Raw genomic sequence first — 26,674 nt, 5'->3', positions numbered from 1 at the left:
TGACCCAATTGAGACTGTCCGAAAGGACAGTCTTTTTTTAGTTAAAATTTTAAAAAAAAATATATCGCATGCGATATAAAGTAATACATTTGTATCGTAAACGATATAAATTAAAGACAATGGCAGCATTTTATGATTTTACAGCAGAAAGCTTACAAGGGAAAACAATTGCTATGGAAGCGTATAAAGGCAAAACGGTTTTAGTAGTAAATACAGCCAGTCAATGTGGGTTAACACCTCAGTATGAAGGCTTAGAAAAACTTTACGAAAAGTATAAAGATAAAGGTCTGGTGATATTAGGATTTCCCTGTAACCAATTCGGAAATCAAGAACCCGGCGATGCTCATTCCATTTCAGAAGGGTGTTTGATCAATTACGGCGTTACTTTTCCGATGTTCGCTAAAATAGAGGTCAATGGTAATAATGCCCATCCGATCTTTAAATATCTGAAAAGCAAATTAGGCGGAATATTCGGAAGTCGCATTAAATGGAATTTTACCAAGTTCTTAATTGATGCTGACGGTAAACCGGTTAAACGTTTTTCGCCGATCACCAAACCGGAGAAAATAGACGAATACCTGCAAAAAAGAATGAAATGGTAGTCGAACAATTAAAATTGGAAAATCAAATCTGTTTTCCGGTATATGCCGCTTCGCGTTTGATTATAAGGGAATACCAGCCTTATTTGGAAAAATTAGGAATTACCTATCCGCAATATTTAGTAATGCTGGTATTATGGGAACACAAACAACTTTCTGTAAACGAGATCACTCAAAAATTGATTTTAAATACCAATACAGTTACTCCTTTATTAAAAAGAATGGAAGTGTTAGGTTTGCTGAAAAGAGAAAAAGACAGTTCTGATGAAAGAAAAGTACTTATTCGACTGACAGAAAAAGGCAAAAGAATGCAAAAAGAAGCCGAATGTATTCCTCAGAGCATTGCTGGTGATATCAATGGTAGTCCTATGCGTACGGAAGATCTGATGGCTCTGAAAAAACAATTGGATCAATTGATTCAATACCTATTGAATAAAGAGGAACAACATTAAAAATATAAAAGATAATAGAAAGACTCTGTTTTTATTTAATATTTTCGCTGTTTACAAAAAGAATAACAGCTACTAATGGAGATATCACATCAGGAAAAATTGATAAAATTGGCTCATGCCAAAATGCCTTTCGGAAAATATGAAGGTCGTTTCTTAATTGATTTACCGGAACATTATATAGTTTGGTACAAACAGAAAGGATTTCCTAAAGGACAATTAGGACAACAACTGGAATTGGTTTATGAATTAAAACTAAATGGGTTGGAAGAGTTGGTTCGAAATATTCAAAAAAAGTTTCCGAAGCCTTAAACTGAAAAATATAAATTGGATTTAAGATCTTATTTTTTATTTTTGATAATAAATTTAGTTTAAATGGAAAGATTAGAAGAAGATTTCGGAATTATTGATTGGTGGAAAAAGGTAGTTTTAGAAAACTATGCCAACTTTGAAGGAAGAGCCAGAAGGAAAGAATTCTGGATGTTCCAATTGATAAATGTTCTTGTAATATTTATAGGAATGTTTTTGTTCGGAGTAATTTCGGGTTCTGTCAAGAATTCATCTTCTGAATTTGCTTTAATACCTTTAGGATTATTAGCATTATATTTATTGTTGATTTTTTTACCTGCTTTAGCGGTAACTATTAGGAGGCTTCATGATACAAACAGAAGTGGTTGGTACTATCTTTTGAGCTTTATCCCTTATGCAGGAGGAATCATTATGCTGATCTTTTATGTAAGTGAAGGAACAGTAGGTCCGAATCAATACGGATACGACCCGAAAAGACCTACTCAAAACAATGAAATAGACGAAATAGGTCAGATACAAGAATAAAAATTAAAAAGCCGGTTAATTTTAATCGGCTTTTTAATTAAAAATAAGGAAATAGGAAATTAATTTCAGAAATCTACAAATTAACAAATTCTCAAATTGCCACATTGACTAATTAATATTATCTTTGCCCAGTTTTTTAAACAACAACACAACAAAACAACACAATGAATCAAACAAAGTATATTTTTGTTACAGGAGGCGTTACGTCTTCATTGGGGAAAGGTATTATTGCAGCTTCTTTGGCTAAATTATTACAAGCCAGAGGGTATAGAACTACCATTCAAAAGTTTGACCCGTATATTAATGTAGATCCGGGAACTTTGAATCCTTATGAACACGGAGAATGTTATGTAACGGACGACGGAGCAGAAACAGATTTAGACCTGGGGCATTACGAACGTTTTTTAAATGTACCAACCTCTCAGGCTAATAATGTAACGACCGGAAGAGTATACTTATCAGTTATAGAAAAAGAGCGTCGAGGCGAATTTCTAGGAAAAACGGTTCAGGTGGTTCCGCATATTACCAATGAAATTAAGCAACGCATGCAATTACTGGGGCAATCCGGTGATTATGATATTGTGATTACAGAGATAGGAGGAACTGTTGGAGATATTGAGTCTCTACCTTATATAGAATCGGTTCGCCAATTGTTGTGGGAATTAGGAGATGAAAATGGTATTGTGATCCACTTAACTTTGGTGCCATATTTGGCTGCTGCCGGAGAGTTGAAAACAAAGCCGACACAACACTCGGTTAAAACGTTAATGGAAAGCGGGATCAAAGCCGATATTTTAGTTTGTAGAACGGAACATGAATTATCAGATGATCTACGCCAGAAATTAGCATTATTTTGTAATGTTAAGAAAGAAGCTGTTATTCAGTCAATTGATGCTTCAACAATATATGACGTACCTAATTTAATGCTGGAAGAAGGCTTAGACAAAGTAGCGTTGAAAAAATTAGGATTGCCGGAAAAACAAAATCCGGATCTGAAACAATGGAATGAGTTCTTACATCGATTGAAAAATCCTAAGCATACCATTAATATCGGTTTGGTGGGTAAATATGTTGAATTGCAGGATTCGTACAAGTCTATCCTAGAGGCATTTATACATGCCGGAGCCTCTAATGAAACAAAAGTAAATGTTGTTTCGGTTCATTCGGAATATTTAGATGCAAAAAATATAGCAGAAAAATTAAAAGATTTAGATGGAATTTTAGTTGCACCGGGATTCGGAAACCGAGGAATTGAAGGAAAGATAGAAACTGTTCGCTATGCGAGAGAAAACAATATTCCGTTTTTAGGAATTTGTTTGGGAATGCAAATGGCAGTTATTGAGTTTGCCCGAAATGTTTTAGGTTATGCTGATGCTAATTCAACGGAAATGAATGAAAGTACAGCACATCCGGTCATTAATTTAATGGAAGAACAAAAGGATATTGAAAATATGGGAGGAACCATGCGTTTAGGAGCATGGAAATGTAGTTTGAAGAACGATACTTTGGCAAACAAAATTTACGGAAAAAGTGAAATTATGGAACGCCACCGCCATCGTTATGAATTCAATGGTGATTACCTTACTGAAATGGAACAGAAAGGACTGGTCGCTTCCGGTATAAATCCGGATACTGGATTAGTAGAAGTGGTAGAAGTACCAACGCATCCGTTTTTCATAGGAGTGCAATACCATCCGGAATATAAAAGTACAGTTGCTAATCCGCATCCGCTATTTGTAAGTTTTGTAGCGGCGGCAGTGCAACACAAGTTGAAATAAAAAGTTACTTTTAATGTAACAGAATACTGATACTAAATGGAAGAAAAAAAGTTAGACGTAAAATCGATTATCGGGTTTGTTTTAATCTCAGGGATCCTGATGTGGATGATATATTCCAATACCCCGACACCGGAGGAACTTCAGGAAAAAGAAAAACAAGAGCAGGCAGAAAAAGCCAAAGAAGCTGCTACTGAACAGGAAGCTACTGTGGTTGTAAACCCAACGGATTCGGTTACTGTGGCTAAGGCCCAAAAAGAATTAGGTTCGTTTGCTTATTCTGCAACCTTACCTTCTGCTACAAACGATTTTACTGAAATCAAAAATGAGGTTTTGGCTTTAAAGATCGCTAATAAAGGTGGTTATATAGCTGAGGCAACTATTTTAGGTTTCGAAAGGTTTGAAAAAGATTCAAAACAATTAGTTCAGTTAATAAAAGATAACAATGCACAATTCGATTTAACTTTAAATACAAAGGACAATCGCGTTTTGCATACACAAGACTTATATTTTGAGCCTAAATTTACTAAAGAAGGAGAAAATCAGATTTTAACCATGCAGCTAAAAGCAGGTCCGAACCAGTTTTTAGAATACCGCTATGTGTTGAAACCTAATGAATACATGCTTGATTTTGCTATTCGTTCGCAAGGTTTGGAGAATGTGATCGATGCTTCTAAGCCGGTTGATCTGGAATGGCAAATGAAAACGTACAGAAATGAAAAAAGCATTTCGTACGAAAATCGTTATACAGATCTTAGATTTGAATATGAAGGTGGTAAAGATGACTACCTGAACGCTCAACGAAAAGAATCCGATGACACAGCAGATGAAGTAACATGGATCGCTTTTAAACAGCATCATTTCGTTTCTGTTTTATTAACTGATACACCATTTAAAAAAGCAGAGCTTAAATCAAACAATCTTGTAGATAACGAGGATATAGATACCATTTATACCAAGAAATTCTTAGCTAAAATGCCTTTAGAGGTGAAGAATGGTACATTGAATTATACTATGAATTGGTATTACGGTCCGGCTCGATATCAGACATTAAACGATTACAATAGAAACTTAGACGAGATCATGCCGCTAGGTTGGGGAATTTTCGGATGGATCAACCGCTATGCGTTCATTCCTGTGTTTACATTGATCAGTGGTTTTATGCCTTATGGTATTGCGATCATCATTTTCACAATTTTAGTACGTTTAGTAATGTCTCCGGTAACGTATAAATCCTATTTGTCGCAGGCAAAAATGAAAGTATTGCGTCCGGAAATTGCGGAACTTAACGAGAAGTACAAAGACAATGCGATGAAAAAACAGCAAGAGACAATGAAGCTGTACTCAACGGCCGGGGTAAACCCGATGGCTGGTTGTATTCCGGCTTTATTACAGATGCCGGTATTCTATGCGTTGTTCCAATTCTTCCCGTCAATGTTCGACTTGCGTCAGAAAAGCTTCTTATGGGCTAAAGATTTGTCTTCTTATGACAGTATTTATCAGTTGCCATTTAAGATCCCTTTTTACGGAGACCACGTGAGTTTGTTCCCTATTTTGGCATCAGTAGCAATTTTCTTCTATATGAGAATGACAACCGGAGATCAGCAAATGGCACAGCCGCAACAAGAAGGAATGCCCGATATGAGTAAGATCATGAAAATGATGTTGTACATTTCTCCTTTGATGATGTTGGTATTCTTTAACAACTATGCTTCAGGTTTATCGTTGTATTATTTTATTTCGAACTCTATTACCATCGGTATCATGTTTGTTATTAAAAATTACATTATAGATAACGATAAGATACATGCTAAGATTCAGAAGAATAAAACGAAACCTAAAAAAGAAGGGAAATTCCAGCGTAAGATGCGTGAAATGATGGAACAGGCTGAGGCGCAGCAAAAAAATAGTAAAAAATAATATAAATACTAAGCCCTGTTTCAACAACGGGGCTTTTTTATATCTTGCAGTATGAAAGTTTTAATTATTGGTTTCGGAAATATGGGACAAACCTATGCCAACAGTTTTGTAGGTTCAGGTTTTGTGGCTTCATCAGATATTTTTGTGTTAAATCGTAGTGAAATTCAACAAAAGGAAAGATTCCCAATCGATGCTGCTAATTTTTACACAAAGCCTACAGCAAAAGTCTTTGATGTGGACATCATCATTATAGCCGTTAAACCTCAGGATTTTAATGCTCTGGCAGAAACCATAAAGCCTTTTATTCATGTTGAACATCTGATTTTGTCTGTGATGGCAGGAATTACAATAAACAGTCTTAGCGAAGCGTTTTCCAATACAAAAGTTGTGCGTTCAATGCCTAATATCCCGACACAGATCGGTTTGGGGATGACCGTTTTTTGTGCTTCCAATGATTTGGACAGAAAAGAATTGTTTATTATTCAGAACCTGATTAATACAACCGGAAAATCAATTTATATTGAAAAAGAAGAAATGCTGAATGCCGCAACAGCCGTTTCCGGTAGCGGACCGGCTTATGTTTTTTATTTTATGAATGCCATGATTGAATCGGCTATAAAATTAGGCTTTTCAAAATCAGAAGCAGAATTCTTAGTCAATCAAACCTTTTTAGGAGCTGTTCAGTTGCAAAACCGAAGCAAGATCCCTCATCAGGAATGGATTAATAAAGTAGCTTCTAAAGGAGGAACAACAGAAGCTGCTTTAAAAATGTTTAATGCATTCAATCAGTTTGAAGGAATAGGAAAAGGAGTTGAGGCTGCTAATGAACGTGCAATTGAACTTGGCAAACTATTTGATAATTATGAAAAAAAATAAAACCATGCGATATATACTTTTATTTGTTCTAAGTTCATTTTTAATGGCTGCTCAGGAAAAGATCAATCAATATGACACTAACGGTAAGCGTCACGGGTTGTGGAAAGGAGTTCACGAGCAATCAAAACGCCCTCGTTATGAAGGAACTTTTGAACATGGAAAAGAAATAGGTGTATTTAAGTATTTTGATGACACAAAGGCAGGGACAGTTATTGCTACACGTGATTTTTCTAAAGGAAACGGAAGCTGTTATGTTATTTTTTACAATCAAAAAAGTAATAAAGTAAGCGAAGGACTTTTGAAGAATAAGCTGCCGGAAGGTGAATGGAAATATTACCATTTAGACAGCCCTCAGTTAATGACAACAGAGTTCTATAGGAATGGAAAACTGGAAGGCGAAAGAAAAGTGTTCTACAGAGACGGTTCGGTAGCGGAGATATCTCATTATAAAAAAGGACTGTTAGACGGGAATTACAAGAAATATGGTGAAAACGAAAAGCTGCTTGAAGATATCAATTATAAAAATGGACAACTTCACGGCAATGTTGCCTATTATGACGGAAACGGACATTTGGAGTTTAAAGGAACCTATAATAACGGACGAAAAGTCGGTTATTGGGAAACATACGAAGAAGGAAAATTAGTTAAAAAAGAAAAAGTGACACATTATACCCGTAAAACCTTTAAAATGGATAATCCGGGGGAATTGGAAACTAAAAACGATAAAAAATAAATGAAACGAGTTGTTGTAGGACTTTCAGGTGGTGTAGATTCTAGCGTTGCGGCTTATTTGTTAAAAGAGCAAGGCTATGAAGTGATCGGCTTGTTCATGAAAAACTGGCATGACGATTCTGTAACCATTTCTAATGAATGTCCGTGGTTGGAAGATAGTAATGATGCCCTTTTAGTAGCTGAAAAATTAGGAATACCTTTTCAAACGGTCGATTTATCCGAACAATACAAAGAGCGCATAGTAGATTATATGTTCAATGAATACGAACAAGGGCGTACGCCTAATCCGGATGTTTTGTGCAACCGGGAGATCAAATTCGATGTTTTTATGAAAATTGCTTTGTCCTTAGGAGCTGATTATGTAGCAACGGGACATTATTGTCGTAAAGGAACTATTGAAAAAGACGGGAAAGAGATCTATCAGTTACTAGCCGGAAAAGACGGAAATAAAGATCAATCTTATTTTTTGTGTCAGTTGTCGCAAGAACAATTGTCAAAAGCGCTGTTTCCTATTGGGGAATTAACAAAACCGCAAGTACGCGAAATAGCCGCAAAATTAGATTTGGTTACTGCAGAGAAGAAAGATTCACAAGGTTTGTGTTTCATCGGGAAAGTGCGTTTACCTGAGTTTTTACAGCAAAAATTAAAACCAAAAGAAGGGATAATTGTTGAGATTCCGGCAGAAGCCGCTATCTATGAAACAGAAAAACCGGAATTTGCTTCACTGGAAGAAGAGTTACAATTTGAATCACAAAATCGTGAGTATGCTAAAGATCTGGGAAAAATAGTAGGAAAACACCAGGGAGCACATTATTTTACGAAAGGACAACGAAAAGGCTTAAATGTCGGAGGAACAAAAGAAGGACTTTATGTAATTGAAACTGATGTGGAGAACAATGTGATCTATACCGGTCAGGGAAACCAACATCCAGGATTGTTTAAAAAAGCGTTGTTCATACAGCAAAGCGAAGTACACTGGATTCGTGAAGATTTGGCGTTAAAACCTGGAGAAACAATGGAAGTAATGGCTCGGATCCGTTACAGACAGCCTTTGCAAAAAGCTACCTTGCACCAATTTGAAAACGGAATGTATGTTGTTTTTGACCAACCGCAATCTGCAATTACGGAAGGGCAATTTGTGGCTTGGCACCATGATGACGAAGTGTTAGGAAGTGGTGTAATTTCATAATGAAGTCTGAAAGAAAGGATAAGTATAGAAAAGATTAAGAAGTAAAAACGTCTTAGTCTTTTTTCTTTTTAATACCTTTTGGTCACTGTAAAGAAGTTTAAAATCTAAACAAATAGTTATATTCGCATTTTAATCAATAGTTATGAATTTATTCTACGTCATTATTGGATTGGTTTTATTAGTATTGGGAGGAAACTGGCTGCTAAAGTCTGCAGTAGGTTTGTCTCTTAAATTTAATATTTCCAAGATCATTATCGGTTTAACCGTTGTTTCCTTTGCTACATCTGCTCCGGAAATGATTGTAAGTATAGAAGCAGCATTAGATGGTTTTCCGGATATTGCAGTAGGTAATGTAGTAGGATCTAATATCGGTAACATAGGGCTAGTATTAGGAGTCGTGCTATTGATCAATGCTATTCAGGTGGAAACCAGCTTTTATGCGACCGATTGGCCAATGAAAATGCTGGCTTCGTTCTTATTGTATATCTTTTTACTGGGAGATGGTGTTTTGAGCAGAGTTGAGGGCTTTATCTTTATTGCCATTTTAATAGCTTTCATCATTTACCTGATCAGGAAGAATAAAACCATTGTGTCTGATTCTGAAGAGCTTTTATCAGATGAGAATATGAGTTATCTGACGATCTTCGGTTTGTTAATTGCCGGAAGCGTCGGACTTTGGGCAGGCTCAGAATTATTGATCAAAGGAGCCGTGAACTTGGCACAAAGCTTAGGGGTGAGCAACCGTATCATTGCCGTTACAGTCGTTTCAATAGGAACCAGTGTTCCGGAACTGGCTTCCTCCGTTATTGCAGCATTGAAAAAAGAGAATGATATTTCCATCGGAAACATTATCGGTTCAAATATTTTTAATATTCTAAGTGTTTTGGGGATCACAGCTATTATCAAACCGATCAACCATATAGATCCTAAGATCATTGGAAATGACATTTACTGGATGTTAGGGTTTGCTTTAGCATTGTTACCTTTAGTATTTTTACCCAAACGGAACAGTTTAAGTTTAAAAGAAGGAACCTTATTATTAACAGCCTACTGTATATTCATATATTTAACCGTTAAGTAATTTTACATTAGAACCGGCTTAAGCTGATCTTTCAGATTTTTAGTTATCTTTACCATACTATAAATCAGAAAGAATCATGAAAAGAACATTACTAACTTTCTTCATTTTTTTACTGCCGATATTAATCTTTTCACAAGAAGATGCATGGGTTTATTTTACAGACAAGCCTGATGCTTCTTATTATTTAGCGAATCCGTTACAAATGCTTTCTCAAAAAGCATTAGACAGGAGAACAAATCAGGGAATAGCCTTAGACAATACAGATGTTCCCGTTTCAACGGCTTATTTAGGGCAAATAGAAACATCAACCGGAATTACTGTTATGGCAAAATCCAAGTGGCTGAATGCCGTTCATGTAAGAGGAACTCAGACCGATATACAGGCATTAACTGCTTTATCATTTGTAGATCATATTTATTTTGCAAACCATTCCTTAAATACACTTACCGGTCCGGGAAGTACCACACCGGTTGCAACTAGCAGAGTAGGAGAAGTAAAAGACAAATTTGAAGTAGAGGTTAATTTCAGTTATGGAAATTCTGCCAACCAGATTGAAATGTTAAACGGAGATCTGTTACACCAACAGGATTATACCGGTGCCGGAAAGATCATTGCAGTTTTAGATGCCGGATTTATAGGAGTAGATACAGCATCACCTTTTCAGAGATTACATGATAATAATCTGATCTTAGGAGGCTATAATTATCCCGACGGAAATACGAATTTCTACACACGTCACAATCACGGTACAAATGTACTGTCTACTATGGGAGGTTATGTAGACGGACAATTAGTAGGAACAGCACCGGATGCAGAATATTATTTATTCATTACTGAAGATGTAAATTCAGAAAATCCGGTAGAAGAATCGTATTGGGTAGAAGCAGCAGAAAAAGCCGATAGTCTGGGAGTTGACGTGATCAATTCATCTTTAGGCTATGGAAGTTATGATAATCCGAACTATACATACACTTATGCGATGAGAGACGGTCAGGTTGGCTTTGCTTCAAGAGGTGCTTCCATGGCTTTTCAAAAAGGAATAGTTTGTGTAGTTAGTGCCGGAAACGAAGGAAGTACTTCTGAACCGCACATAGGCATTCCGGCCGATGCCGAAAATATCTTGACGGTAGGAGCCGTAGATAGTTCTGAAAATTATGTTTCTTTCAGTTCCATCGGAAATACAGCTGACAACAGAGTTAAGCCTGATGTATGTGCAAAAGGTTTGAGTGCCACGATCAGTTCAACCACCGGAACTATAACTACAGCAAGCGGAACTTCTTTTTCCAGTCCCATTTTAGCGGGAATGGTAGCTACTTTTTGGTCGGCTCTACCGAATTTAACAGCAGCTGAGGTCATTCAGTTTGTCAAAGAATCAGCAGATCAGTATGCCACTCCTGATATTTATAAAGGATACGGAGTGCCGGATTTTCAATTGGCTTTAACGAATGCTTTGTCGGCGCAATCTTTTCAACTACAAGAGGTTCATTTGTATCCTAATCCGGTTGCAGATTATTTATGGATCGATCCAAAAGAGAGCAATACAGGTAATTTAGAGATTTTTAATCAACTAGGACAGAAAGTCTTAACGGTTAAGGTTGAGGGGCAAATGGTAAAAGTACCAACCGATGATTGGGCTTCCGGGATTTACTTCTATGATTTTTCCACTAATAATAGTAAATTGCGAGGGAAATTAATCAAACAATAATGAATCGAATTACACAACTTTTTAATATACAATATCCTATAGTTCAGGGAGGAATGATTTGGAACAGCGGTTACAAATTAGCCAGTGCAGTGAGTAATGCCGGAGGACTTGGACTAATAGGAGCCGGATCGATGTATCCGGATGTTTTGCGTGAACATATCCAAAAATGTAAAAAAGCAACTGATAAACCTTTCGGAGTTAATGTTCCTATGTTGTATCCTAATATAGAGGAGATTATGCAGATCATTAAAGAAGAAGGTGTGAAGATCGTTTTTACTTCAGCCGGGAATCCTAAGACCTGGACGCCTTTTTTAAAGGAGAACGGAATTACAGTGGTACATGTTGTGAGTAGTACCAAATTTGCCTTAAAAGCGCAGGAAGCCGGAGTCGATGCCATAGTAGCAGAGGGTTTTGAAGCCGGTGGACATAACGGAAGAGACGAAACAACCACACTGACATTGATTCCGATGGTAAAAGAAAGAGTGACGATTCCGTTAATTGCTGCCGGAGGTATTGCCACAGGAAGAGGAATGCTTGCCGCTATGGTTTTAGGAGCTGATGGTGTGCAGATGGGAAGCCGTTTTGCCGCATCTGTTGAATCAAGTTCACACGAAAATTATAAGAAAACGATTGTGGAAACCAATGAAGGTGACACGATGTTGACATTAAAAGAGTTAGCACCCGTTCGTTTGATCAGGAATAAATTCTACAATGACTTACAGGAATTGTATGCAAAATGTCCTACGCCGGAAGACTTAAAAGCACTTTTAGGAAGAGCAAGAGCTAAAAAAGGAATGTTTGAAGGCGATTTGGTAGAAGGCGAATTAGAGATCGGACAAATTGCAGGAGTTATCCATGAGATATTGCCGGTTGATACAATTGTTGAAAATGTAATCAATGAGTTCCGCCAGGCGCAACAAGAAGTTAGTAAAATTGAATTCTAAGACTATGAAGTTTTTTAAATACCTGACATTGTTATTATTATTTAGCGGAGTGTTTGTTTCGGCGCAATCTTTCCGTTTTAAGACAACCTCTTTGTCTATTTTAGAAAAAGACCATTACGGAAAATGGAAAAAATGGACCAAACCGAAACCAACAGAAGTTATTGTGACATTGGATTACGATAAAAATAAAATTGTTATTTATTCTTCTGATATTCAATATTACAGAATTGTAGAGTATTTAGGGAAAGAAATTTCAGAGACAGATGAGGTTAATTCCTATTTATGCACTAATGTAGAAGGAATAGCTGTTAAGATCTCATTCTTCGTCAGAAAAGACCAGCACAACAAAACACAACTTTACGTTTATCATAAGGACTTTTCGTTTTGTTATGATATAGAAGAAATTACAGACTAAAAAAATAAAAATGAAAACTAAAATCAGTGTACTGTTTTTTGCCTTAACAGCAGTACTGTCCTTTGCACAGCAAAAACCAAAGTTAGTTGTCGGAATTGTTGTAGATCAGATGAAAATGGAATACCTGTACCGTTTTGCAGATGATTTTTCAAATGACGGTTTCAAACGATTAATGGACAAAGGCTATACGTTCCATAATACACATTACAATTATTTACCGACTTTTACAGCTCCCGGACATGCTTCTGTTTTTACAGGAACGACACCTTCAGTACACGGAATTGTAGGGAACTATTGGTTCAATAAAGCGATCGGTAAAGAAATGTATTGTACAGATGATGATTCGGTTACCACTTTGGGAGGAGGAACAGAAAGTGAAGGTAAAATGTCACCTAAAAACCTTCAGGCAACAACGATTACTGACGAATTAAAATTGGCTACTAAATTTGAAGGGAAAGTGATCGGGATCAGTATTAAAGACAGAGGAGCTATTCTTCCGGCGGGTCATTTTGCCAATTGGGCTTTCTGGTACAGTAAAACCGGTAATTTTGTAAGTAGTACGTATTACGGAGCTGAGATGCCGAAATGGGCGCAACAGTTTAACGATGAAAAACATTATTTAGAATACACCAATAAGACTTGGGATTTGCTGAAGCCTAAATCTGCCTATAACGAAAGTTTGAATGATAATAATCCTTACGAAGGGAAATTATTTAAAAAACAAGCCTTCTTTCCTTACAACATGAAAGAAATGTATGAAAGCAATGATGCCGGTGTTTTAAGAAGCAGTCCTTTCGGAAATAATTTAATCGTTGATTTTGCTAAAAGAGCCATTCAAAGTGAACAACTGGGCCAAGATGCCGTAACCGATTTTTTAACGGTAAGTTTTTCTTCAACAGATTATATCGGTCACGCTTTAGGACCCCGTTCTATAGAGTTGCAGGATACTTATTTAAGGCTGGATCTGGCTATTGCCGACTTGTTAAATTACTTGGACAAAACAGTTGGTAAAGACCAGTATTTAGTTTTCTTAACGGCTGACCATGCCGGAGCTGAAAATGTTACCTATTTAAAAGACAACAAATACGATGTCGATAATATCCTTACCAAAAATTTTGAAAACTCGATTCATGCCTTCTCAGAAGAACATTTCGGTGCGGATCTGTTATTGAATTATTCCAATTTTAACTTGTTCCTGAATAAAGAATTAATTCAGCAGAAAGGTTTAGATTTATCCGAAGTAAAAGAAGCTTTCAGGACCTTTTTATACCGTCAAAAATTCATTAAGCGTGTTTATACCGAAGAGGATGTGATGCATGCTGCTGCCGGAGCAGATTATTATCTGAATTGTATAGCAAGAGGTTATGACCCTGTTCAAAACGGCGAACTGGTATTTATTTTCAAACCGGCTTATATAGAATATTCAGCAACAGGAACATCACACGGTTCGCCTTATACATACGATACCCACGTGCCACTTATTTTTTATGGTTGGAAGGTACCAAAGGGCGAAAGTCATCAAAAGAAATACATAACTCAAATCGCACCTACCTTAGCTCAAAAGTTAAAGATAACTTTTCCTAACGGAACAGAAGCTGAAGTTTTAGAGGAAGTACTGAAATAATAAAGAAAAACGGTTGCTCAATTAAATGCGCAGCCGTTTTTTATAACCAATTTTAATCTAAATTATAAACCTTCAACTTCTACCTGATTTTTCAGGATATCTTCAAATGTTTCCCGTTGGCGTATTAAATGTCCTTTTCCGTTTAACCATAAAACTTCGGCAGGTTTTACTCTGGAATTGTAGTTAGAAGACATAGAGAAACAATAGGCTCCGGCATTGTGGAAGCACAAAATATCACCTTCTTTAATTTCAGCAATTCTTCTGTTGGAGGCAAAAGTATCAGTTTCGCAAATATAACCTACAACCGAATAGAATCGTTCTTTTCCTTTGGGATTGCTGATGTTCTCAATATAGTGTTGTGAACCGTATAACATAGGACGGATCAAATGATTGAAACCACTGTCAACTCCTGCAAAAACTGTTGATGTTGTTTGTTTTACCACGTTTACTTTTGTTAAGAAGAAACCGGCCTGACTGACTAAGAATTTTCCGGGCTCAAAAGCCAAAGTTAACGGACGACCGTATTCTTTTTCAAAAGTTAAGAAACGTTTGGTTAGTTTTTTCCCGAATTCTTCGACATTCGTTTCAATATCGTCTTTTTTATACGGAACTTTGAATCCGCTACCGAAATCGATAAAATCCAGATCTTTAAAGTGTTTAGCGGTTTCAAACAAAATTTCAGCAGCATATAGGAATACATCAATATCTAGAATATCAGAACCTGTATGCATGTGGATACCGTTAATGTGCATTTTAGTATTTTCTACAATGCGAAGTAAATGGGGTAATTGGTGTATGGAGATACCGAATTTACTATCAATATGCCCTACTGAGATATTGGCATTTCCTCCGGCCATAACATGTGGATTGATTCGAACACAAACCGGAATTTTCGGGTGGAGTGTTCCGAATTGTTCTAAAATGGATAAATTATCAATGTTGATCTGAACACCTAATTTAGCTACCTGTTCAATTTCTTCCAGTGAAACACCATTCGGTGTGTACATGATGGTTTTCGGGTCAAATCCGGCATGTAGCCCTAACTGAACTTCTTCAATGGAAACAGTGTCTAAACCGGAACCTAATTTTTTTAAAACCTTTAAAATGGAAATATTGGAAAGTGCTTTTACAGCATAATGGACTTTAAAATTTTCAACCTTAGAGAAAGCTTTTGTTAATCGTTGATACTGTTGTTCAATTCGTTCGGCATCATACACATACAGCGGACTCCCAAATTCCTTTACTAACTGTACTAAATCTTGCGTTTTCATTTTTAAAATTTTGTGCAAAGTAAAGGAATAAATTCTGAAGAAATCAATATTGTAACAATAATTAACAAATTATAACAAAATGTTATTTATGTGTAAAAATAAAATCAAATTTTGATTAAAAATAACAAAAAGATGTGTATATCAAATTCCCAAATAATATACAAAAAAGTTAGCCATTTAAAAATTAGTTTGCTATTTTTGTTCCACATAAATAAAGAATAACAATCAAAAATTATGAACTTACACGAATATCAAGGGAAAGAAATATTATCACGCTATGGTGTGCGTGTTCAGCGAGGGTATGTAGCTAACAATGCTGAAGAAGCGGTTGAAAAGGCAAAACAACTTACTGCTGAAACAGGTACTGGATGGCACGTAATTAAAGCGCAAATCCACGCAGGTGGTCGCGGTAAAGGTGGTGGTGTTAAACTGGCTAAAAATTTAGATCAGGTTAAAGAAATCGCCGGACAAATCATCGGAATGGATTTGATCACTCCTCAAACACCTCCAACTGGTAAAAGAGTTCATAAAGTTTTAGTAGCTGAGGATGTTTACTATCCAGGTGAAAGCGAAACAAAAGAGTTTTACATGTCTGTTCTTTTAAATCGTGGAGAAGGTCGTAATATGATCATGTATTCTACAGAAGGAGGGATGGATATTGAAGAAGTTGCAGAAAAAACACCTCATTTGATCTTTACTGAAGAGATCGATCCTGCTGTTGGCTTACAAGCTTTTCAGGCAAGAAGAATCGCTTTCAATTTAGGATGTGAAGGAGATGCTTTCAAAGACATGGTAAAATTTGTTGATGCTTTATACAAAGCTTATGTCGGAGCTGATGCTTCGTTATTTGAGATCAATCCGGTTTTAAAAACATCAGATAATAAAATTTTAGCAGTTGATGCTAAAGTGGTTTTAGACGACAATGCTTTATACCGTCACAAAGATTTAGCAGAGATGCGCGACGTAAGAGAAGAAAATCCAATTGAAGTAGAAGCTAAAGAAGTTGGTTTAAATTATGTTGACCTTGACGGAACAGTAGGTTGTATGGTTAACGGTGCCGGTTTAGCAATGGCAACAATGGATTTGATTAAATATGCAGGTTTTGAGCCGGCTAACTTCTTAGATGTAGGAGGTACAGCAGATGCTAAACGTGTAGAAACAGCTTTCCGTATTATCTTAAAAGATCCTAATGTAAAAGCAATTTTGATCAACATTTTCGGTGGTATCGTTCGTTGTGACCGTGTAGCGCAAGGTGTTGTAGATGCTTATACAAATATGGGAGACGAAATTAAAGTGCCTATCATTGTACGTTTACAAGGAACAAATGCAGAGATCGCTAAAGAATTGATCGATAATTCTGGGATGCCGATCTTATCAGCAGTGCAGTTCCAAGAAGCAGCTGACCAAGTGAAAGCGGCTTTATCATAAGACAAAATTTTAAGAAGTGTATATAGTAAAAAAACGCCTGTACAGGCGTTTTTTTTATGCTATATAATTTTGATAATTATTGATGCTGATGTTTTGGGCCTTAATGTCGTGCATTAAGTTGTATAAACCGAAAAACGTTCGGTTGATGTAAATAAAATGCTTGGATCCTCTGTTGCCGTTCATATTTCGGATCTCAGTATCTTTAGAGTATTTTTCGCCCAATTCAGCTATTTTACCAAAGAAGACCTCATCCGAAAAATCGAAAGTAGTATTGTGAAACGGTTGCGTGAATAAACTCAACATTTCATGAAAGAGTTTTTTAAAGAAAACAATTTCTTCTTTAGAGTCATTAGGTTTCAAAATTTCCAGATCGTATAGTTTCCGTTCAAAAAAGTCGGGATTATTAATGTTTTCTTTTTGTGCCAATTCAAAATAGGGAGCATAGAACTCTTCCGGGACAGTTTTCATACAGCCAAAATCCAATACAATAAGTTCACCGTTTGTATTCACTAAAAAATTTCCAGGATGCGGATCGGCATGTACTTTTTTTAATACATGCATCTGGTACATGTAAAAATCCCAAAGTGCCTGCCCGATTTGGGTTGCTTTTTCCTGATCGGTATTTACAGCAGTAAATTCAGAAAGATGCTGCCCTTCCATCCAGTCCATTGTAATGATTCGTTCAGAAGAAAGTTCGCTGTAATATTTCGGAAATAGAATATTAGGCAAATGCTGACATGCTTCAGCTACTTCAATACTTTGTTTAACCTCATTGACATAATCTGTTTCTTCGATGAGCTTGTTTTCTACTTCTTTGAAGTATTGGTCGGAATCTTTTCCTTTGATATTGAACATCTTAATAGCAATGGGCTTTACCAAAGCCAGATCAGAGGAAATGCTTTGTGCAACACCGGGATACTGGATCTTTACGGCTAATTTTTTGCCGTCTTTTTCAGCTTCATGTACCTGACCGATACTGGCTGCATTAACTGAAACAGGATTAAAGGTGTCATAAATTTCATTCGGACTTTTGCCGAAATATTTTTTAAAAGTCTTCGTAACTAAAGGAGCAGAAAGCGGAGGAACCGAGAATTGTGACAATGAAAACTTTTCTACATAGGCTTGCGGCAGAATACTTTTTTCCATACTCAGCATCTGAGCCACTTTAAGAGCGCTTCCTTTGAGTTGTTTTAAACTGTCATAAATATCCGAAGCATTGTCAAGATTTAGTTGCTCTTTGGCTTCTTCTTCCGTTTTAATGAATTTGTTGCCATAGTATTTTAAATAATTGGCACCAACTTTTGCTCCGGTTTGCAATAATTTAGAAGCTCTTTCAATTTTTGAGGTCGGAATGTTGTCAATTGTTTTCATGACTTACGCTTTTACTTTTTCCTGCCAAATGAATTTTCCGAAATCAATGATATTTTTAAGCGGTTCAAGACTTAAGAAATCAAAACCGGCTTGTATCGACTTTTCAATAAAAACATCTGTTTTTTCAAACCCGGCTGAGGTATCATCGATCCAGAATTTCAAAGTGGACATTAATTGAAGCCATGCCAATTCAGAAATACCTTTTTGTTGTATCTTTTCTAAGTTTTCTTTTGGGAGATCAACAGGTTTTATACCTAAACCGTCTACATATTTTTTGAATTCAACACGAAGTGAACTTAATTTTTTCAGGTTTTCCAAGGCAGGTTTCCCGTTTTCTAAAAGAAGTAAAACTAAGGTTCGGTTTGCCGTCAGCTGTTCGAAAAAAGTAAAATAAAAGCTCAAAAGTTTAGTTTTGACATCATACGAATCATAATCTTTGCTATTACTCAAAGTTTTTACTGTAGCTTCAAAGAAATAGGTAAAAACACTTTCTTCTAATTGATCAAAATTGGTAAAATGCTCATAAAATTCTTTTTCACTGATCTTAATGCTTTCACAAAAAGCATAAACTGATTTCGGTTTTTCGTTTGTTTTTAGAAGTTCCTGAGTATAAGCTTCTAAAATTCCGTTTTTATCTTTAACTACTTTTTTAGCCATGACTTTTTCTTTCAAATTTACTAAAAAAATGTTGAATAGAATTGTAACAAATGTTAAACAAAAGTCAATTAATAACTATAAGTAAACAGAAAGTGTTAAAATTAAAATAGTATAAAGCAGTAATAAGAAAACCAGAGGCATTACAAATTTCAGCCATTTGTTATATCCCACATTGATCATGGCTAAAGAGGCTAAAATAAGTCCGGTTGGGTTGATAAAAGCAAATAACCCCATACCGTATTGGTAAGCATTAACGATAACTTCTCTGCCCAATCCGAAGGAATCGGCTAAAGGAGCCATGATAGGCATAGTTAAGACCGCCATTCCGGATGAAGAAGGAATAAAGAAGGACAAGCCTCCGTAAGTGATCAGCATACTGTTTACAAATACGATTTCATTCATGCCTGAAGTAAATTGACTGGCATGGTATAAAAGGGTATCGCTGATAAAACCTTCTTCCATAATGACTGAAACACCACGGGCAATTCCTATGATAAGAGCAACTCCTAATAATTCTGCAGCGCCATTGATAAAGGAGTTGACAAATTCACTTTCCTTGATTCGGGCAATAAAACCGATCAGTACAGCAGCTACCAGAAATACACTGGACATTTCAACAAACCACCATCCCAGTTGGGAAACACCATAGATCATAACGACAAATGCCATAATAAAAATGAATACGATCAATTTTAGTTTTGCGTTGAGTTGTAAAATGGTTTGTTCTAAGCTCTGATAGTGTTCCAGAATGACTTGGTTTTCTTCAAAAATGACCGATTTTGAGGGATCTTTCTTTACTTTATTGGCATACCAGATGATATAAATTATACAGATCAATGTCCCCAGAATTAAAGCAATGATCCGTCCTTCGATTCCGGTGGTCCAGTTGATTCCTGCAGCGTTTGAAGCAATAATGGTGCTAAACGGATTTACGGTAGAAAACATAGTTCCGATTGATGAGCCTAAGTAAATAGAGGCCAGAGCGACCATAGCGTCATAACGAGCCGCAAGAAAAACCGGAATCAGAATAGGATAGAATGCAATCGTTTCTTCTGCCAAACCAAAGGTCGTTCCGCCCAAAGCAATTAACAGTGTAACAAAAATGATCAGTAAATATTCTTTTCCTTTCAGTTTTAAGGCTAACCAATTGATTCCTGCATTGAATGCTCCGGTCGTGTTCATGATGCCGACCAGTCCGCCGATGAACAGAACAAGAAAAATAATGTCTGCCGCTTTAATAATTCCTTTTATTGGTGATTCTATAAAATCTACTATTGTTTGGGGTTTAGCATCGATCTTTTTATAAGTATCGGGAATATTTATCGGTTTTCGGATGTCCTCATTTTTAAATTTAGCAATAGAAATTTTAATGTTGCGTTGCTCCAAATTTTCCTGAGTAGCAGCAATAGTTTCAGTACCTTCCGGAGTTGTAATGATGAAACTATCATTTTCTTTATTGTAAGTTAAAGTATCATATTTTCCTGCCGGAATGATCCAAGTTAAAAGCATCGTTAAGGCTGCAATGATGATAAGGATGGTTTGTGCTGTAGGGAATTTTATTTTTTTCATGTACTACTAAAAAATGAGCAATTGAATTATAAAAGTACTAAAAAAAGAAACTGTCTAAAAAGATGTGGTAACTTAGTTTGTTTTAAAGATACATCCTTTTAGACAGTTTAAAGAACAAAAGTAAAATGTTTATGATTTTAACTCTTTGTTGAAATATACTAAGTAATAATACATTTGTTTTTCTTCGTCCCAACCTTTTTCTACAAATTTTTCGGCACTTTCAGGATTAATGAAATCCATTTTGATCTGAATGTTCGTATCCAGTTCTATAGTATTTTTGGTTTTCTTTCTCACATCGGTTACGGCAGCGTTGGCGATCGGAAAGTTAGAAACATCTTCAATACTGTATTTAGCTCCTTTGTCTACTTTGTAATTTTTGAATTCAGGAATAAACTCAGGGTTTTCCATTACTTCATTCAAGAAATTGGTTTCTTCGAATTCATCATTTTTAGCAAAGTGGTTAATGGCACGATTCATGAACAAAACTTCTTGTTGCTTATCTTCAGCCGGCAATACCACATCTTTAGCGAAATCTTTACAGAACTGAAGGTATTTTTTAGTCATAAAGTTTTCGTCTTGGAAAACATCAACAGAAAGGAAATGTTCTAACCAGTAGCGTGCATCGTAACGATTACTGTCAACCGTTAAAATTTTATACCCTTCTTCTTTTTGATAATTGAAAATGATACAACCTTTGTCTAATTTGTTTAGGTTAACCCCTTGTTGCAGGATCATGTTCAGACTGCTTTCGTTTTCTTCAAACTGAAGGAAATCAGTTTTGATCTCACTTTTGAAAACCCCGATAGCGTCAACTACATTGTTGTCAATAGAAACATGGGTTAAATAAGTAACGTAAACTTCTCCGCTTTTAATATGCGGATGATTAGACTGCTCAAACAGATGGTTCGCTATTTTTTTAGAGATTGTATGTACTTCAGAAGGATTGTTAAACGCCTCTGTAACCAAATTGTACATTTCGTTGTATTCTAAATCTACTTCATGCGCAAATTGATAATAGTTTTCTTCTTTTTCTCTGAAAGGTTTAAAGAAGAATTCCTTTAATAAAGGCATGATCTCATCGTTCAAGGCATAAGGCACATCAGATAAAAAGATAGCTTCGTTTCTGCTTTTATTCCCTACGCGGTGAATGGAAAGGTTCTCTATATGGGTGTTGAATAAGTTAATCATAAATACGGTGTCAATTAGTCAATTTTAATTTTTTAGAAATAGTACATACCGGTTTATTGTCAAACAGACAAACTACATGGGCAACTAGTTCCAGTTTTCATCAAATCCGAAGTCTTCAAAGCTATCATCTCCGTCAAACATATCAAAATCTTCATCATCAAGATCATCATTAAATTCACCGTAAATATCTTCACTAGACATAGCTGAACCTTTGAAACCGGTTTCAGGTGCTTCATTCGGTAAGTTTCCGTGAGAGAATAAAAGCTGCGGATAGTTTTCTCCTTCCTCTTTTTCCTCAATCGCGCCTAGTTCAACAAAAAAGGTCCACATAGTGAAGAAATCGTAAACATAGATAATTTTAGTCTGGTTCTCATCTAAAATGTTTTCCAATACGAAATCGTGCATTACACTCATTTCTCCCGGAACATCTCCTGTATCAAATAGCGGAATTTCTTCGTCTTGTGTCCATTGGTCGTCACAAGTGTAAAAAGCAGCCATTTCCGTTCCGTCAAATCCGAAAGCGTTTACTACAGCATTATGTAAATCCTCTAAAGTTGCTTCACTTTCAATAGCAATGTCTCTAAAAATATCCTCTTCGGCATCGAGTATAACTCTGAATTTATAAATCATAACATGGGTATTAGATAAACCACAAAAGTAAGCATAATTTTAGATTTGGGATTTTAAAGTTGTCAACATTATTTTTCGTAGAACTCAAGAGGAAGATTGTCAGGGTCTTCAAAGAAGAAGAATTTTTTACCTGTAAATTCATCGATTCTCACAGGTTCTGTCTTAATGTTTTGAGACTGAAAATATTTGAATGTTTCTTCTATGGAATCTACTTCAAAAGCTAAATGACGCAAACCGGCAGCTTCGGGTCTTGATATTCTGGCCGGTGGATCCGGAAACGAAAAAAGTTCAATGCAGTAATTGTTTCCTAATGCCAAGTCCAGTTTATAAGAATCCCGTTCTTCTCTGTACACTTCTTGCTGAATAGTGAACCCCAGAATTTCAGTATAGAATTTTTTGGAAACCTCATAGTTTGAACAAATGATGGCAATATGGTGTATTTTATTGATTTTTAACATAAATAAGAGCTTGTGAAAAGCAAAGATAGGCAAGAACTACAATTCGTCCTATTAATTCAACAGTTCGGTCAGGAACATTTCGATAGGAAGAAAAGCTAACGCAACTTTGTCATGTGAAAATTTAAAAACAAAATACTATGACACGATTAATTACAATTATTGCTCTTTTAATAGTTAAGTTGCTTTCGGCTCAGAGCATGAGTGAGAGTAAGATGGAAAAAGCTTTATCATTTTGGCAACAATCTAAAAATGAAGAAGCCAAAGTATTGTTTGAAGAAGTAACAGAATCCGATGCCGGCAATTGGTTACCGTATTATTATTTGTCACTATTGTATACAGCCGACGCGTTTGAGCAAAGAGGAAATCAAGAAACAATGAAAAGATTGTTAGAAACCGCTCAGGGATTTCAGGATAAGGCTAATAATTTACAGCCTGAAAATGCAGAAGTACTGATTATTCAGGCACGTATTTTAACCGGTTGGATTTTGGTAGATCCAATGTTGTATGGGCGTCAAAACTCGGCAGATGCAATGTATATTTTGAATAAAGCAGCTGAATTAGAACCGGAAAATCCGAGAGTTGCTTTGGAAAAAGTACTTTTTGATATAGGAAAAGCGAAGTATTTCGGACAGGATGTTCAAGGCTTTTGTGGTGAATTACAACGGACCAAAGAACTTTTTGCTACCTTTAAACCTGAAACGGCTTTGCACCCTGATTGGGGAAGGGAAAAGTTAGCCGAAGCATTGGCAAAATGTAATGAATAAAACTATGAACATTCAACGTGAATTTATAAAGGCTTTAAGCATCAGTATTATTATTTTTTTCGTTTTGGAAAGTGTTAATTATTTATACAACAGGCATTTTCCGGATCTTACAACATTAAAATGGCATTTGCTTTTTACCTTGTTGTACGGAATAGTATTGTACTTTATAAATGCAATGGTCTTTGTGGTACTGGATAAGATATTTATAAAGAACAGGTTTCATGTCAAACGACTGATAGTTGGGTTTTTAGCATCGTTCTTTATCTCCGGTTTAGCCGTTTTTGTATTGAGAATCGTGGAGGAGGTTTTGATTGAGAAAGTGCCGTTTTCACAATTTATAAAAGAAGAAACGCCTAATAACTACATGTTTACCATTGTTATAACCTTGATCGTTACTCTGGTTCTTCATCTGGTTTATTTTTATAAAAGTTTTCAGGAGAACAGGGTTAAACAGGAAAGGATCATAGCGGGAACGGCTTCAGCTCAGTTTGAAAGTTTAAAGAATCAGTTAGATCCTCATTTCTTATTCAACAGTTTAAATGTTTTGAGTTCGTTAATTGAGGAAAATCAGGATCAGGCTCAACGTTTTACTACTTCGCTATCCAAGATTTATCGCTACGTTTTAGAGCAACGTGATAAGGAGCTCGTTTCGGTTCAGGAAGAAGTAGCCTTTGCTAAAACCTATATGAATCTGTTGAAAATGCGTTTTGAGAACAGTATTTCATTTGAGATTCCGGAAGATATTCCTCTTGAAGAATCTAAAGTAGTACCGTTGTCGCTACAGTTGCTTTTAGAAAATTGTATAAAGCACAATGTGGTAAGTGAAAAAAAACCGCTGCACATCAGGATTTATATTGATAATAACGAATTAATAGTAGAAAATAATAAACAAAAGAAAGAAGTTTTACGAGACAGAAAGGGGGTAGGCTTGCAAAATATTGTGGATCGATACGCAATTTTAACCGAGAGAAATGTAAAAGTAGAAGAAACCGACGAGTCTTTTAAAGTAAAACTTCCGATTTTAACCAAACAAATCAGTATTATGGAAACAATAACAAATTATAACGAACAAACCGCTTATGCCAGAGCGAAAAAAAGAGTCAAGGAAATTAAAGAATTCTATGGCAACCTGTCTTCTTATTTAATTGTCATTCCCGTTTTGATGCTTATTAATTATAAAACGTTCTGGGCATTCCAGTGGTTTTGGTTCCCAATGTTGGGATGGGGAATGGGATTGATCTTTCATGCAATAAGAGCTTTTGGCTACGGAAGGTCATGGGAAGAACGCAAGGTTCAGGAAATATTACGAAAAGAGCAGGAATCAAAGAATAATTGGCAATAATAATTTAAGAAATCAATAGCAGAATATCATGGAAACAAATTATATGGAACAAGATCGTTACGATAGAGCTTTGCATAAAGTAAAAAGGATGAAAAGATTTTATATACATGCTTTAGTATATGTAGTTGTAAATAGTATACTCATAATAGAGAGCATTCAGGAGTTAGGACCTGATGAGTCTTTTTGGGATTTAAAGAATTTTTCTACCGTTTTTTTCTGGGGAATAGGGTTAATGGCACATGGTTTATCAGTATTCCTGCCGGATATTATTATGGGGAAAGATTGGGAGGAACGCAAGGTGAAGGAGTTTATGGAAAAAGAAAAGGGAACTCAAAATAAGTGGCAGTAACCGGTTAATTACAGGATGAGAAAATACCTTTTAGTCATTATAAGCTTAGTCGCAATAAAGTTAGCTATTCATTTACCGGGAAATGGGAATTATGGTTTTCACAGAGACGAATTGTTACATCTTAGTGTAAGCGAACATTTAGCAACAGGATATTTTGAATTTCCTCCATTTATAGCATTTCTCGGGAAATTTGCACATGAGCTGTTCGGATACGATTTATTTTGGATAAGGATGTTTTCTACTTTAGCAGGTGTATTAATACTGATCTTAACGTGTTTAATGACATACAAAATAGGAGGAAAGCTAAAAGCGGTTATAGTATCAGGTGTTTTAATTTTAGCTTTCGTTCCTTTTTATAGAAATCATTTACTTTTTCAACCGGTTGCTTTTGATCAGTTATTTTGGACGTTAAGTTTCTTTTTTACGGTTCTGTATTTAAAAGATAAAAAGAATTTGTACCTGGTTCTACTAGGAATTTCTCTAGGTTTAGGCTTTTTGAATAAGTATATTATATTTTTGTTGATAGTTTCTCTTTTTATAGCTTTGGTTATAACGCAACGAGAAAAGATCATAAAGAATAAATGGTTTTATCTGTCGGGAATAATTGCCTTGATGATGGTTTTGCCTAATTTATTCTGGCAGTACGAACACCATTTTCCTGTATTCTTACATTTTCAAAAATTAAAAGAAAGCCAGCTCGATGCAACAACCGGCTTAGATTTTCTGAAAGAGCAAGTAGCATCGCCGTTTACTTTTATAATGGCATTACTTGGATTAATAAGCGTGTTTTTTATTGATTCTATTAAGAGATACAAAGCGATTAGTATTGCTGTTCTATTGGTTTTTGTGAGTATGTGGTTATTGAAATCAAAAGGATATTATTTCTTTTCGGCTTATCCGGTGTTGTTTTCATTTGCCGGTTTTGCAGTTGAAACTATAACACAAAAGCGAAAATATATTTACTATATAATTACTGCAATTGTTTTGTTGCCAAGTATTTATTTTATTCCGGAAGCCATCCCGGTTTTACCTATTCCGGATTTTATTAAATACGAAAATCTTAAACCCGATGCAAATGGAAGATATAGGCTGACAGGCGACTATGCCGATATGTTTGGATGGGAAGAGCAAGTACAATTAGTCGATAGTATTTATAAGACTTTTCCGGAAGAAAAAAGGAAAAGTATAGGTATTATGGCTGAAAATTACGGAGAAGCCGGAGCAATAACCATTTTAGGTAAAGCCTGTGATCTGCCTCAACCCGTTTGTGCTCACGGAAGTTTTTGGACATTTGGACCTGGCGAACCCAAAGTAGCATATATCACTATCGGATTAGAACCGGAAATAGTTGACTTTGTGTTTAAAGAACGAAAACGGATTAAAACAATTCATCATCCTTATGCAATTGATGAAGAAAACGGAATTCCGGTTTACATTTGTTCGAAACCCAGTATCAATTTTAAAGAGTTTTGGCCAACTTTAGAAAGTAAAGTATTTAATTAAA

26 protein-coding genes are annotated in these 26,674 nt (G+C 35.8%); 19 read left to right on the top strand and 7 right to left on the bottom strand.

Translation table 11 applies throughout. The features are described from left to right. Positions 1-68: 68 nt before the first annotated feature. The 14 genes from DI487_RS01780 (at position 69) to pafA (ending at position 14,143) form a co-directional block, all read left to right on the top strand. Positions 69-602: a glutathione peroxidase gene (locus tag DI487_RS01780; protein WP_449404177.1), complete on the top strand. Its 534-nt coding sequence runs from the start codon at positions 69-71 to the stop codon at positions 600-602. Then, positions 596-1,051 (top strand): MarR family winged helix-turn-helix transcriptional regulator, encoded by a 456-nt coding sequence (locus tag DI487_RS01775; RefSeq protein ID WP_109568131.1) that lies wholly within the window; start codon positions 596-598, stop codon positions 1,049-1,051. Before DI487_RS01780 ends, DI487_RS01775 begins: the two co-directional genes overlap by 7 nt. Positions 1,052-1,126: 75 nt before the next feature. Next, positions 1,127-1,360, top strand: coding sequence for a DUF3820 family protein (locus DI487_RS01770; protein WP_109568130.1), 234 nt, complete (start codon positions 1,127-1,129; stop codon positions 1,358-1,360). A gap of 63 nt (positions 1,361-1,423) precedes the next feature. Continuing rightward, positions 1,424-1,882 (top strand): DUF805 domain-containing protein, encoded by a 459-nt coding sequence (locus tag DI487_RS01765; protein ID WP_218925781.1) that lies wholly within the window; start codon positions 1,424-1,426, stop codon positions 1,880-1,882. 164 nt (positions 1,883-2,046) lie between these two features. Further along, the gene (locus tag DI487_RS01760; protein WP_109568129.1) at positions 2,047-3,660 is read left to right on the top strand and encodes a CTP synthase; all 1,614 of its coding nucleotides are present in this window, start codon (positions 2,047-2,049) and stop codon (positions 3,658-3,660) included. A gap of 36 nt (positions 3,661-3,696) precedes the next feature. Continuing rightward, the gene (gene yidC / locus DI487_RS01755; protein ID WP_109568128.1) at positions 3,697-5,577 is read left to right on the top strand and encodes a membrane protein insertase YidC; all 1,881 of its coding nucleotides are present in this window, start codon (positions 3,697-3,699) and stop codon (positions 5,575-5,577) included. Between the two features lie 51 nt (positions 5,578-5,628). Beyond that, a complete protein-coding gene (proC, locus tag DI487_RS01750) occupies positions 5,629-6,453 on the top strand; it encodes a pyrroline-5-carboxylate reductase (RefSeq protein ID WP_109568127.1) in 825 nt (274 codons plus the stop codon). Further along, on the top strand, positions 6,440-7,186 hold the full coding sequence (locus tag DI487_RS01745) for a toxin-antitoxin system YwqK family antitoxin (RefSeq protein WP_109568126.1): 747 nt from the start codon (positions 6,440-6,442) through the stop codon (positions 7,184-7,186). The genes proC and DI487_RS01745 overlap by 14 nt, the downstream gene beginning before the upstream one ends. Continuing rightward, the gene (gene mnmA, locus DI487_RS01740; protein ID WP_109568125.1) at positions 7,187-8,374 is read left to right on the top strand and encodes a tRNA 2-thiouridine(34) synthase MnmA; all 1,188 of its coding nucleotides are present in this window, start codon (positions 7,187-7,189) and stop codon (positions 8,372-8,374) included. It begins immediately after the preceding gene. Positions 8,375-8,516: 142 nt separating this feature from the next. After that, a complete protein-coding gene (locus DI487_RS01735) occupies positions 8,517-9,455 on the top strand; it encodes a calcium/sodium antiporter (protein WP_109568124.1) in 939 nt (312 codons plus the stop codon). 76 nt (positions 9,456-9,531) lie between these two features. Beyond that, on the top strand, positions 9,532-11,160 hold the full coding sequence (locus tag DI487_RS01730) for a S8 family serine peptidase (protein WP_109568123.1): 1,629 nt from the start codon (positions 9,532-9,534) through the stop codon (positions 11,158-11,160). Continuing rightward, a complete protein-coding gene (locus DI487_RS01725; RefSeq protein WP_109568122.1) occupies positions 11,160-12,104 on the top strand; it encodes an NAD(P)H-dependent flavin oxidoreductase in 945 nt (314 codons plus the stop codon). The genes DI487_RS01730 and DI487_RS01725 overlap by 1 nt, the downstream gene beginning before the upstream one ends. Before the next feature lie 4 nt (positions 12,105-12,108). Continuing rightward, entirely contained in the window at positions 12,109-12,519 is a 411-nt protein-coding gene (locus DI487_RS01720) for a hypothetical protein (protein ID WP_109568121.1), read from the top strand. Between the two features lie 10 nt (positions 12,520-12,529). Further along, positions 12,530-14,143, top strand: coding sequence for an alkaline phosphatase PafA (gene pafA, locus DI487_RS01715; protein WP_109568120.1), 1,614 nt, complete (start codon positions 12,530-12,532; stop codon positions 14,141-14,143). A gap of 62 nt (positions 14,144-14,205) precedes the next feature. Here the strand turns inward: pafA and lysA are convergent, their stop codons facing one another. Beyond that, the gene (lysA, locus tag DI487_RS01710; RefSeq protein WP_109568119.1) at positions 14,206-15,414 is read right to left on the bottom strand and encodes a diaminopimelate decarboxylase; all 1,209 of its coding nucleotides are present in this window, start codon (positions 15,412-15,414) and stop codon (positions 14,206-14,208) included. Positions 15,415-15,648: 234 nt separating this feature from the next. On the opposite strand from lysA, the gene sucC reads away from it, so the two are divergent. Continuing rightward, the gene (sucC, locus tag DI487_RS01705; protein ID WP_109568118.1) at positions 15,649-16,842 is read left to right on the top strand and encodes an ADP-forming succinate--CoA ligase subunit beta; all 1,194 of its coding nucleotides are present in this window, start codon (positions 15,649-15,651) and stop codon (positions 16,840-16,842) included. Between the two features lie 54 nt (positions 16,843-16,896). Here sucC and DI487_RS01700 read toward each other — a convergent pair whose 3' ends face one another. From DI487_RS01700 to gloA2, 6 genes are all read right to left on the bottom strand, one after another. After that, on the bottom strand, positions 16,897-18,213 hold the full coding sequence (locus DI487_RS01700) for an ABC1 kinase family protein (protein ID WP_109568117.1): 1,317 nt from the start codon (positions 18,211-18,213) through the stop codon (positions 16,897-16,899). A gap of 3 nt (positions 18,214-18,216) precedes the next feature. Next, complete coding sequence (locus DI487_RS01695) at positions 18,217-18,870, bottom strand: TetR family transcriptional regulator C-terminal domain-containing protein (protein WP_109570573.1); 654 nt, start codon at positions 18,868-18,870, stop codon at positions 18,217-18,219. A 75-nt stretch (positions 18,871-18,945) separates the two neighbouring features. After that, positions 18,946-20,439 carry a YfcC family protein gene (locus tag DI487_RS01690; RefSeq protein ID WP_109568116.1) on the bottom strand — a complete coding sequence of 498 codons (1,494 nt, stop codon included), beginning with the start codon at positions 20,437-20,439 and terminating at the stop codon, positions 18,946-18,948. Between the two features lie 129 nt (positions 20,440-20,568). Beyond that, on the bottom strand, positions 20,569-21,627 hold the full coding sequence (locus DI487_RS01685) for a nucleoid-associated protein (RefSeq protein WP_109568115.1): 1,059 nt from the start codon (positions 21,625-21,627) through the stop codon (positions 20,569-20,571). A gap of 84 nt (positions 21,628-21,711) precedes the next feature. Further along, entirely contained in the window at positions 21,712-22,257 is a 546-nt protein-coding gene (locus DI487_RS01680) for an IS1096 element passenger TnpR family protein (RefSeq protein WP_109568114.1), read from the bottom strand. Between the two features lie 68 nt (positions 22,258-22,325). Beyond that, the gene (gene gloA2, locus DI487_RS01675; RefSeq protein WP_109568113.1) at positions 22,326-22,715 is read right to left on the bottom strand and encodes an SMU1112c/YaeR family gloxylase I-like metalloprotein; all 390 of its coding nucleotides are present in this window, start codon (positions 22,713-22,715) and stop codon (positions 22,326-22,328) included. A gap of 137 nt (positions 22,716-22,852) precedes the next feature. Here gloA2 and DI487_RS01670 point away from each other — a divergent pair, with 137 nt between their 5' ends. From DI487_RS01670 to DI487_RS01655, 4 genes are read left to right on the top strand one after another with little or no spacing between them, the layout of a single operon-like run. Next, positions 22,853-23,479, top strand: a complete 627-nt coding sequence (locus DI487_RS01670; RefSeq protein WP_109568112.1) for a tetratricopeptide repeat protein — start codon at positions 22,853-22,855, stop codon at positions 23,477-23,479. 4 nt (positions 23,480-23,483) lie between these two features. Then, positions 23,484-24,821, top strand: a complete 1,338-nt coding sequence (locus DI487_RS01665) for a histidine kinase (RefSeq protein ID WP_109570572.1) — start codon at positions 23,484-23,486, stop codon at positions 24,819-24,821. A 28-nt stretch (positions 24,822-24,849) separates the two neighbouring features. Next, complete coding sequence (locus tag DI487_RS01660) at positions 24,850-25,170, top strand: 2TM domain-containing protein (RefSeq protein ID WP_109568111.1); 321 nt, start codon at positions 24,850-24,852, stop codon at positions 25,168-25,170. 15 nt (positions 25,171-25,185) lie between these two features. After that, positions 25,186-26,673: an ArnT family glycosyltransferase gene (locus DI487_RS01655; RefSeq protein WP_109568110.1), complete on the top strand. Its 1,488-nt coding sequence runs from the start codon at positions 25,186-25,188 to the stop codon at positions 26,671-26,673. Position 26,674: the final 1 nt, after the last annotated feature.

This window comes from Flavobacterium sediminis (assembly GCF_003148385.1).
GTDB lineage: Bacteria > Bacteroidota > Bacteroidia > Flavobacteriales > Flavobacteriaceae > Flavobacterium > Flavobacterium sediminis.
The sequence above is the reverse complement of the archived record's forward strand: the minus strand, read 5'-3'. Positions and strand labels throughout refer to the sequence as shown.

What these genes read in the sequence shown, in the direction of transcription:
- DI487_RS01780 (WP_449404177.1), top strand. Translation starts at nt 69, where the DNA reads ATGCGATATAAAGTAATACATTTGTATCGTAAACGATATAAATTAAAG.
- DI487_RS01775 (WP_109568131.1), top strand. Translation starts at nt 596, where the DNA reads ATGGTAGTCGAACAATTAAAATTGGAAAATCAAATCTGTTTTCCGGTA.
- DI487_RS01770 (WP_109568130.1), top strand. Translation starts at nt 1,127, where the DNA reads ATGGAGATATCACATCAGGAAAAATTGATAAAATTGGCTCATGCCAAA.
- DI487_RS01765 (WP_218925781.1), top strand. Translation starts at nt 1,424, where the DNA reads ATGGAAAGATTAGAAGAAGATTTCGGAATTATTGATTGGTGGAAAAAG.
- DI487_RS01760 (WP_109568129.1), top strand. Translation starts at nt 2,047, where the DNA reads ATGAATCAAACAAAGTATATTTTTGTTACAGGAGGCGTTACGTCTTCA.
- yidC (WP_109568128.1), top strand. Translation starts at nt 3,697, where the DNA reads ATGGAAGAAAAAAAGTTAGACGTAAAATCGATTATCGGGTTTGTTTTA.
- proC (WP_109568127.1), top strand. Translation starts at nt 5,629, where the DNA reads ATGAAAGTTTTAATTATTGGTTTCGGAAATATGGGACAAACCTATGCC.
- DI487_RS01745 (WP_109568126.1), top strand. Translation starts at nt 6,440, where the DNA reads ATGAAAAAAAATAAAACCATGCGATATATACTTTTATTTGTTCTAAGT.
- mnmA (WP_109568125.1), top strand. Translation starts at nt 7,187, where the DNA reads ATGAAACGAGTTGTTGTAGGACTTTCAGGTGGTGTAGATTCTAGCGTT.
- DI487_RS01735 (WP_109568124.1), top strand. Translation starts at nt 8,517, where the DNA reads ATGAATTTATTCTACGTCATTATTGGATTGGTTTTATTAGTATTGGGA.
- DI487_RS01730 (WP_109568123.1), top strand. Translation starts at nt 9,532, where the DNA reads ATGAAAAGAACATTACTAACTTTCTTCATTTTTTTACTGCCGATATTA.
- DI487_RS01725 (WP_109568122.1), top strand. Translation starts at nt 11,160, where the DNA reads ATGAATCGAATTACACAACTTTTTAATATACAATATCCTATAGTTCAG.
- DI487_RS01720 (WP_109568121.1), top strand. Translation starts at nt 12,109, where the DNA reads ATGAAGTTTTTTAAATACCTGACATTGTTATTATTATTTAGCGGAGTG.
- pafA (WP_109568120.1), top strand. Translation starts at nt 12,530, where the DNA reads ATGAAAACTAAAATCAGTGTACTGTTTTTTGCCTTAACAGCAGTACTG.
- lysA (WP_109568119.1), bottom strand. Translation starts at nt 15,414, where the DNA reads ATGAAAACGCAAGATTTAGTACAGTTAGTAAAGGAATTTGGGAGTCCG.
- sucC (WP_109568118.1), top strand. Translation starts at nt 15,649, where the DNA reads ATGAACTTACACGAATATCAAGGGAAAGAAATATTATCACGCTATGGT.
- DI487_RS01700 (WP_109568117.1), bottom strand. Translation starts at nt 18,213, where the DNA reads ATGAAAACAATTGACAACATTCCGACCTCAAAAATTGAAAGAGCTTCT.
- DI487_RS01695 (WP_109570573.1), bottom strand. Translation starts at nt 18,870, where the DNA reads ATGGCTAAAAAAGTAGTTAAAGATAAAAACGGAATTTTAGAAGCTTAT.
- DI487_RS01690 (WP_109568116.1), bottom strand. Translation starts at nt 20,439, where the DNA reads ATGAAAAAAATAAAATTCCCTACAGCACAAACCATCCTTATCATCATT.
- DI487_RS01685 (WP_109568115.1), bottom strand. Translation starts at nt 21,627, where the DNA reads ATGATTAACTTATTCAACACCCATATAGAGAACCTTTCCATTCACCGC.
- DI487_RS01680 (WP_109568114.1), bottom strand. Translation starts at nt 22,257, where the DNA reads ATGATTTATAAATTCAGAGTTATACTCGATGCCGAAGAGGATATTTTT.
- gloA2 (WP_109568113.1), bottom strand. Translation starts at nt 22,715, where the DNA reads ATGTTAAAAATCAATAAAATACACCATATTGCCATCATTTGTTCAAAC.
- DI487_RS01670 (WP_109568112.1), top strand. Translation starts at nt 22,853, where the DNA reads ATGACACGATTAATTACAATTATTGCTCTTTTAATAGTTAAGTTGCTT.
- DI487_RS01665 (WP_109570572.1), top strand. Translation starts at nt 23,484, where the DNA reads ATGAACATTCAACGTGAATTTATAAAGGCTTTAAGCATCAGTATTATT.
- DI487_RS01660 (WP_109568111.1), top strand. Translation starts at nt 24,850, where the DNA reads ATGGAAACAAATTATATGGAACAAGATCGTTACGATAGAGCTTTGCAT.
- DI487_RS01655 (WP_109568110.1), top strand. Translation starts at nt 25,186, where the DNA reads ATGAGAAAATACCTTTTAGTCATTATAAGCTTAGTCGCAATAAAGTTA.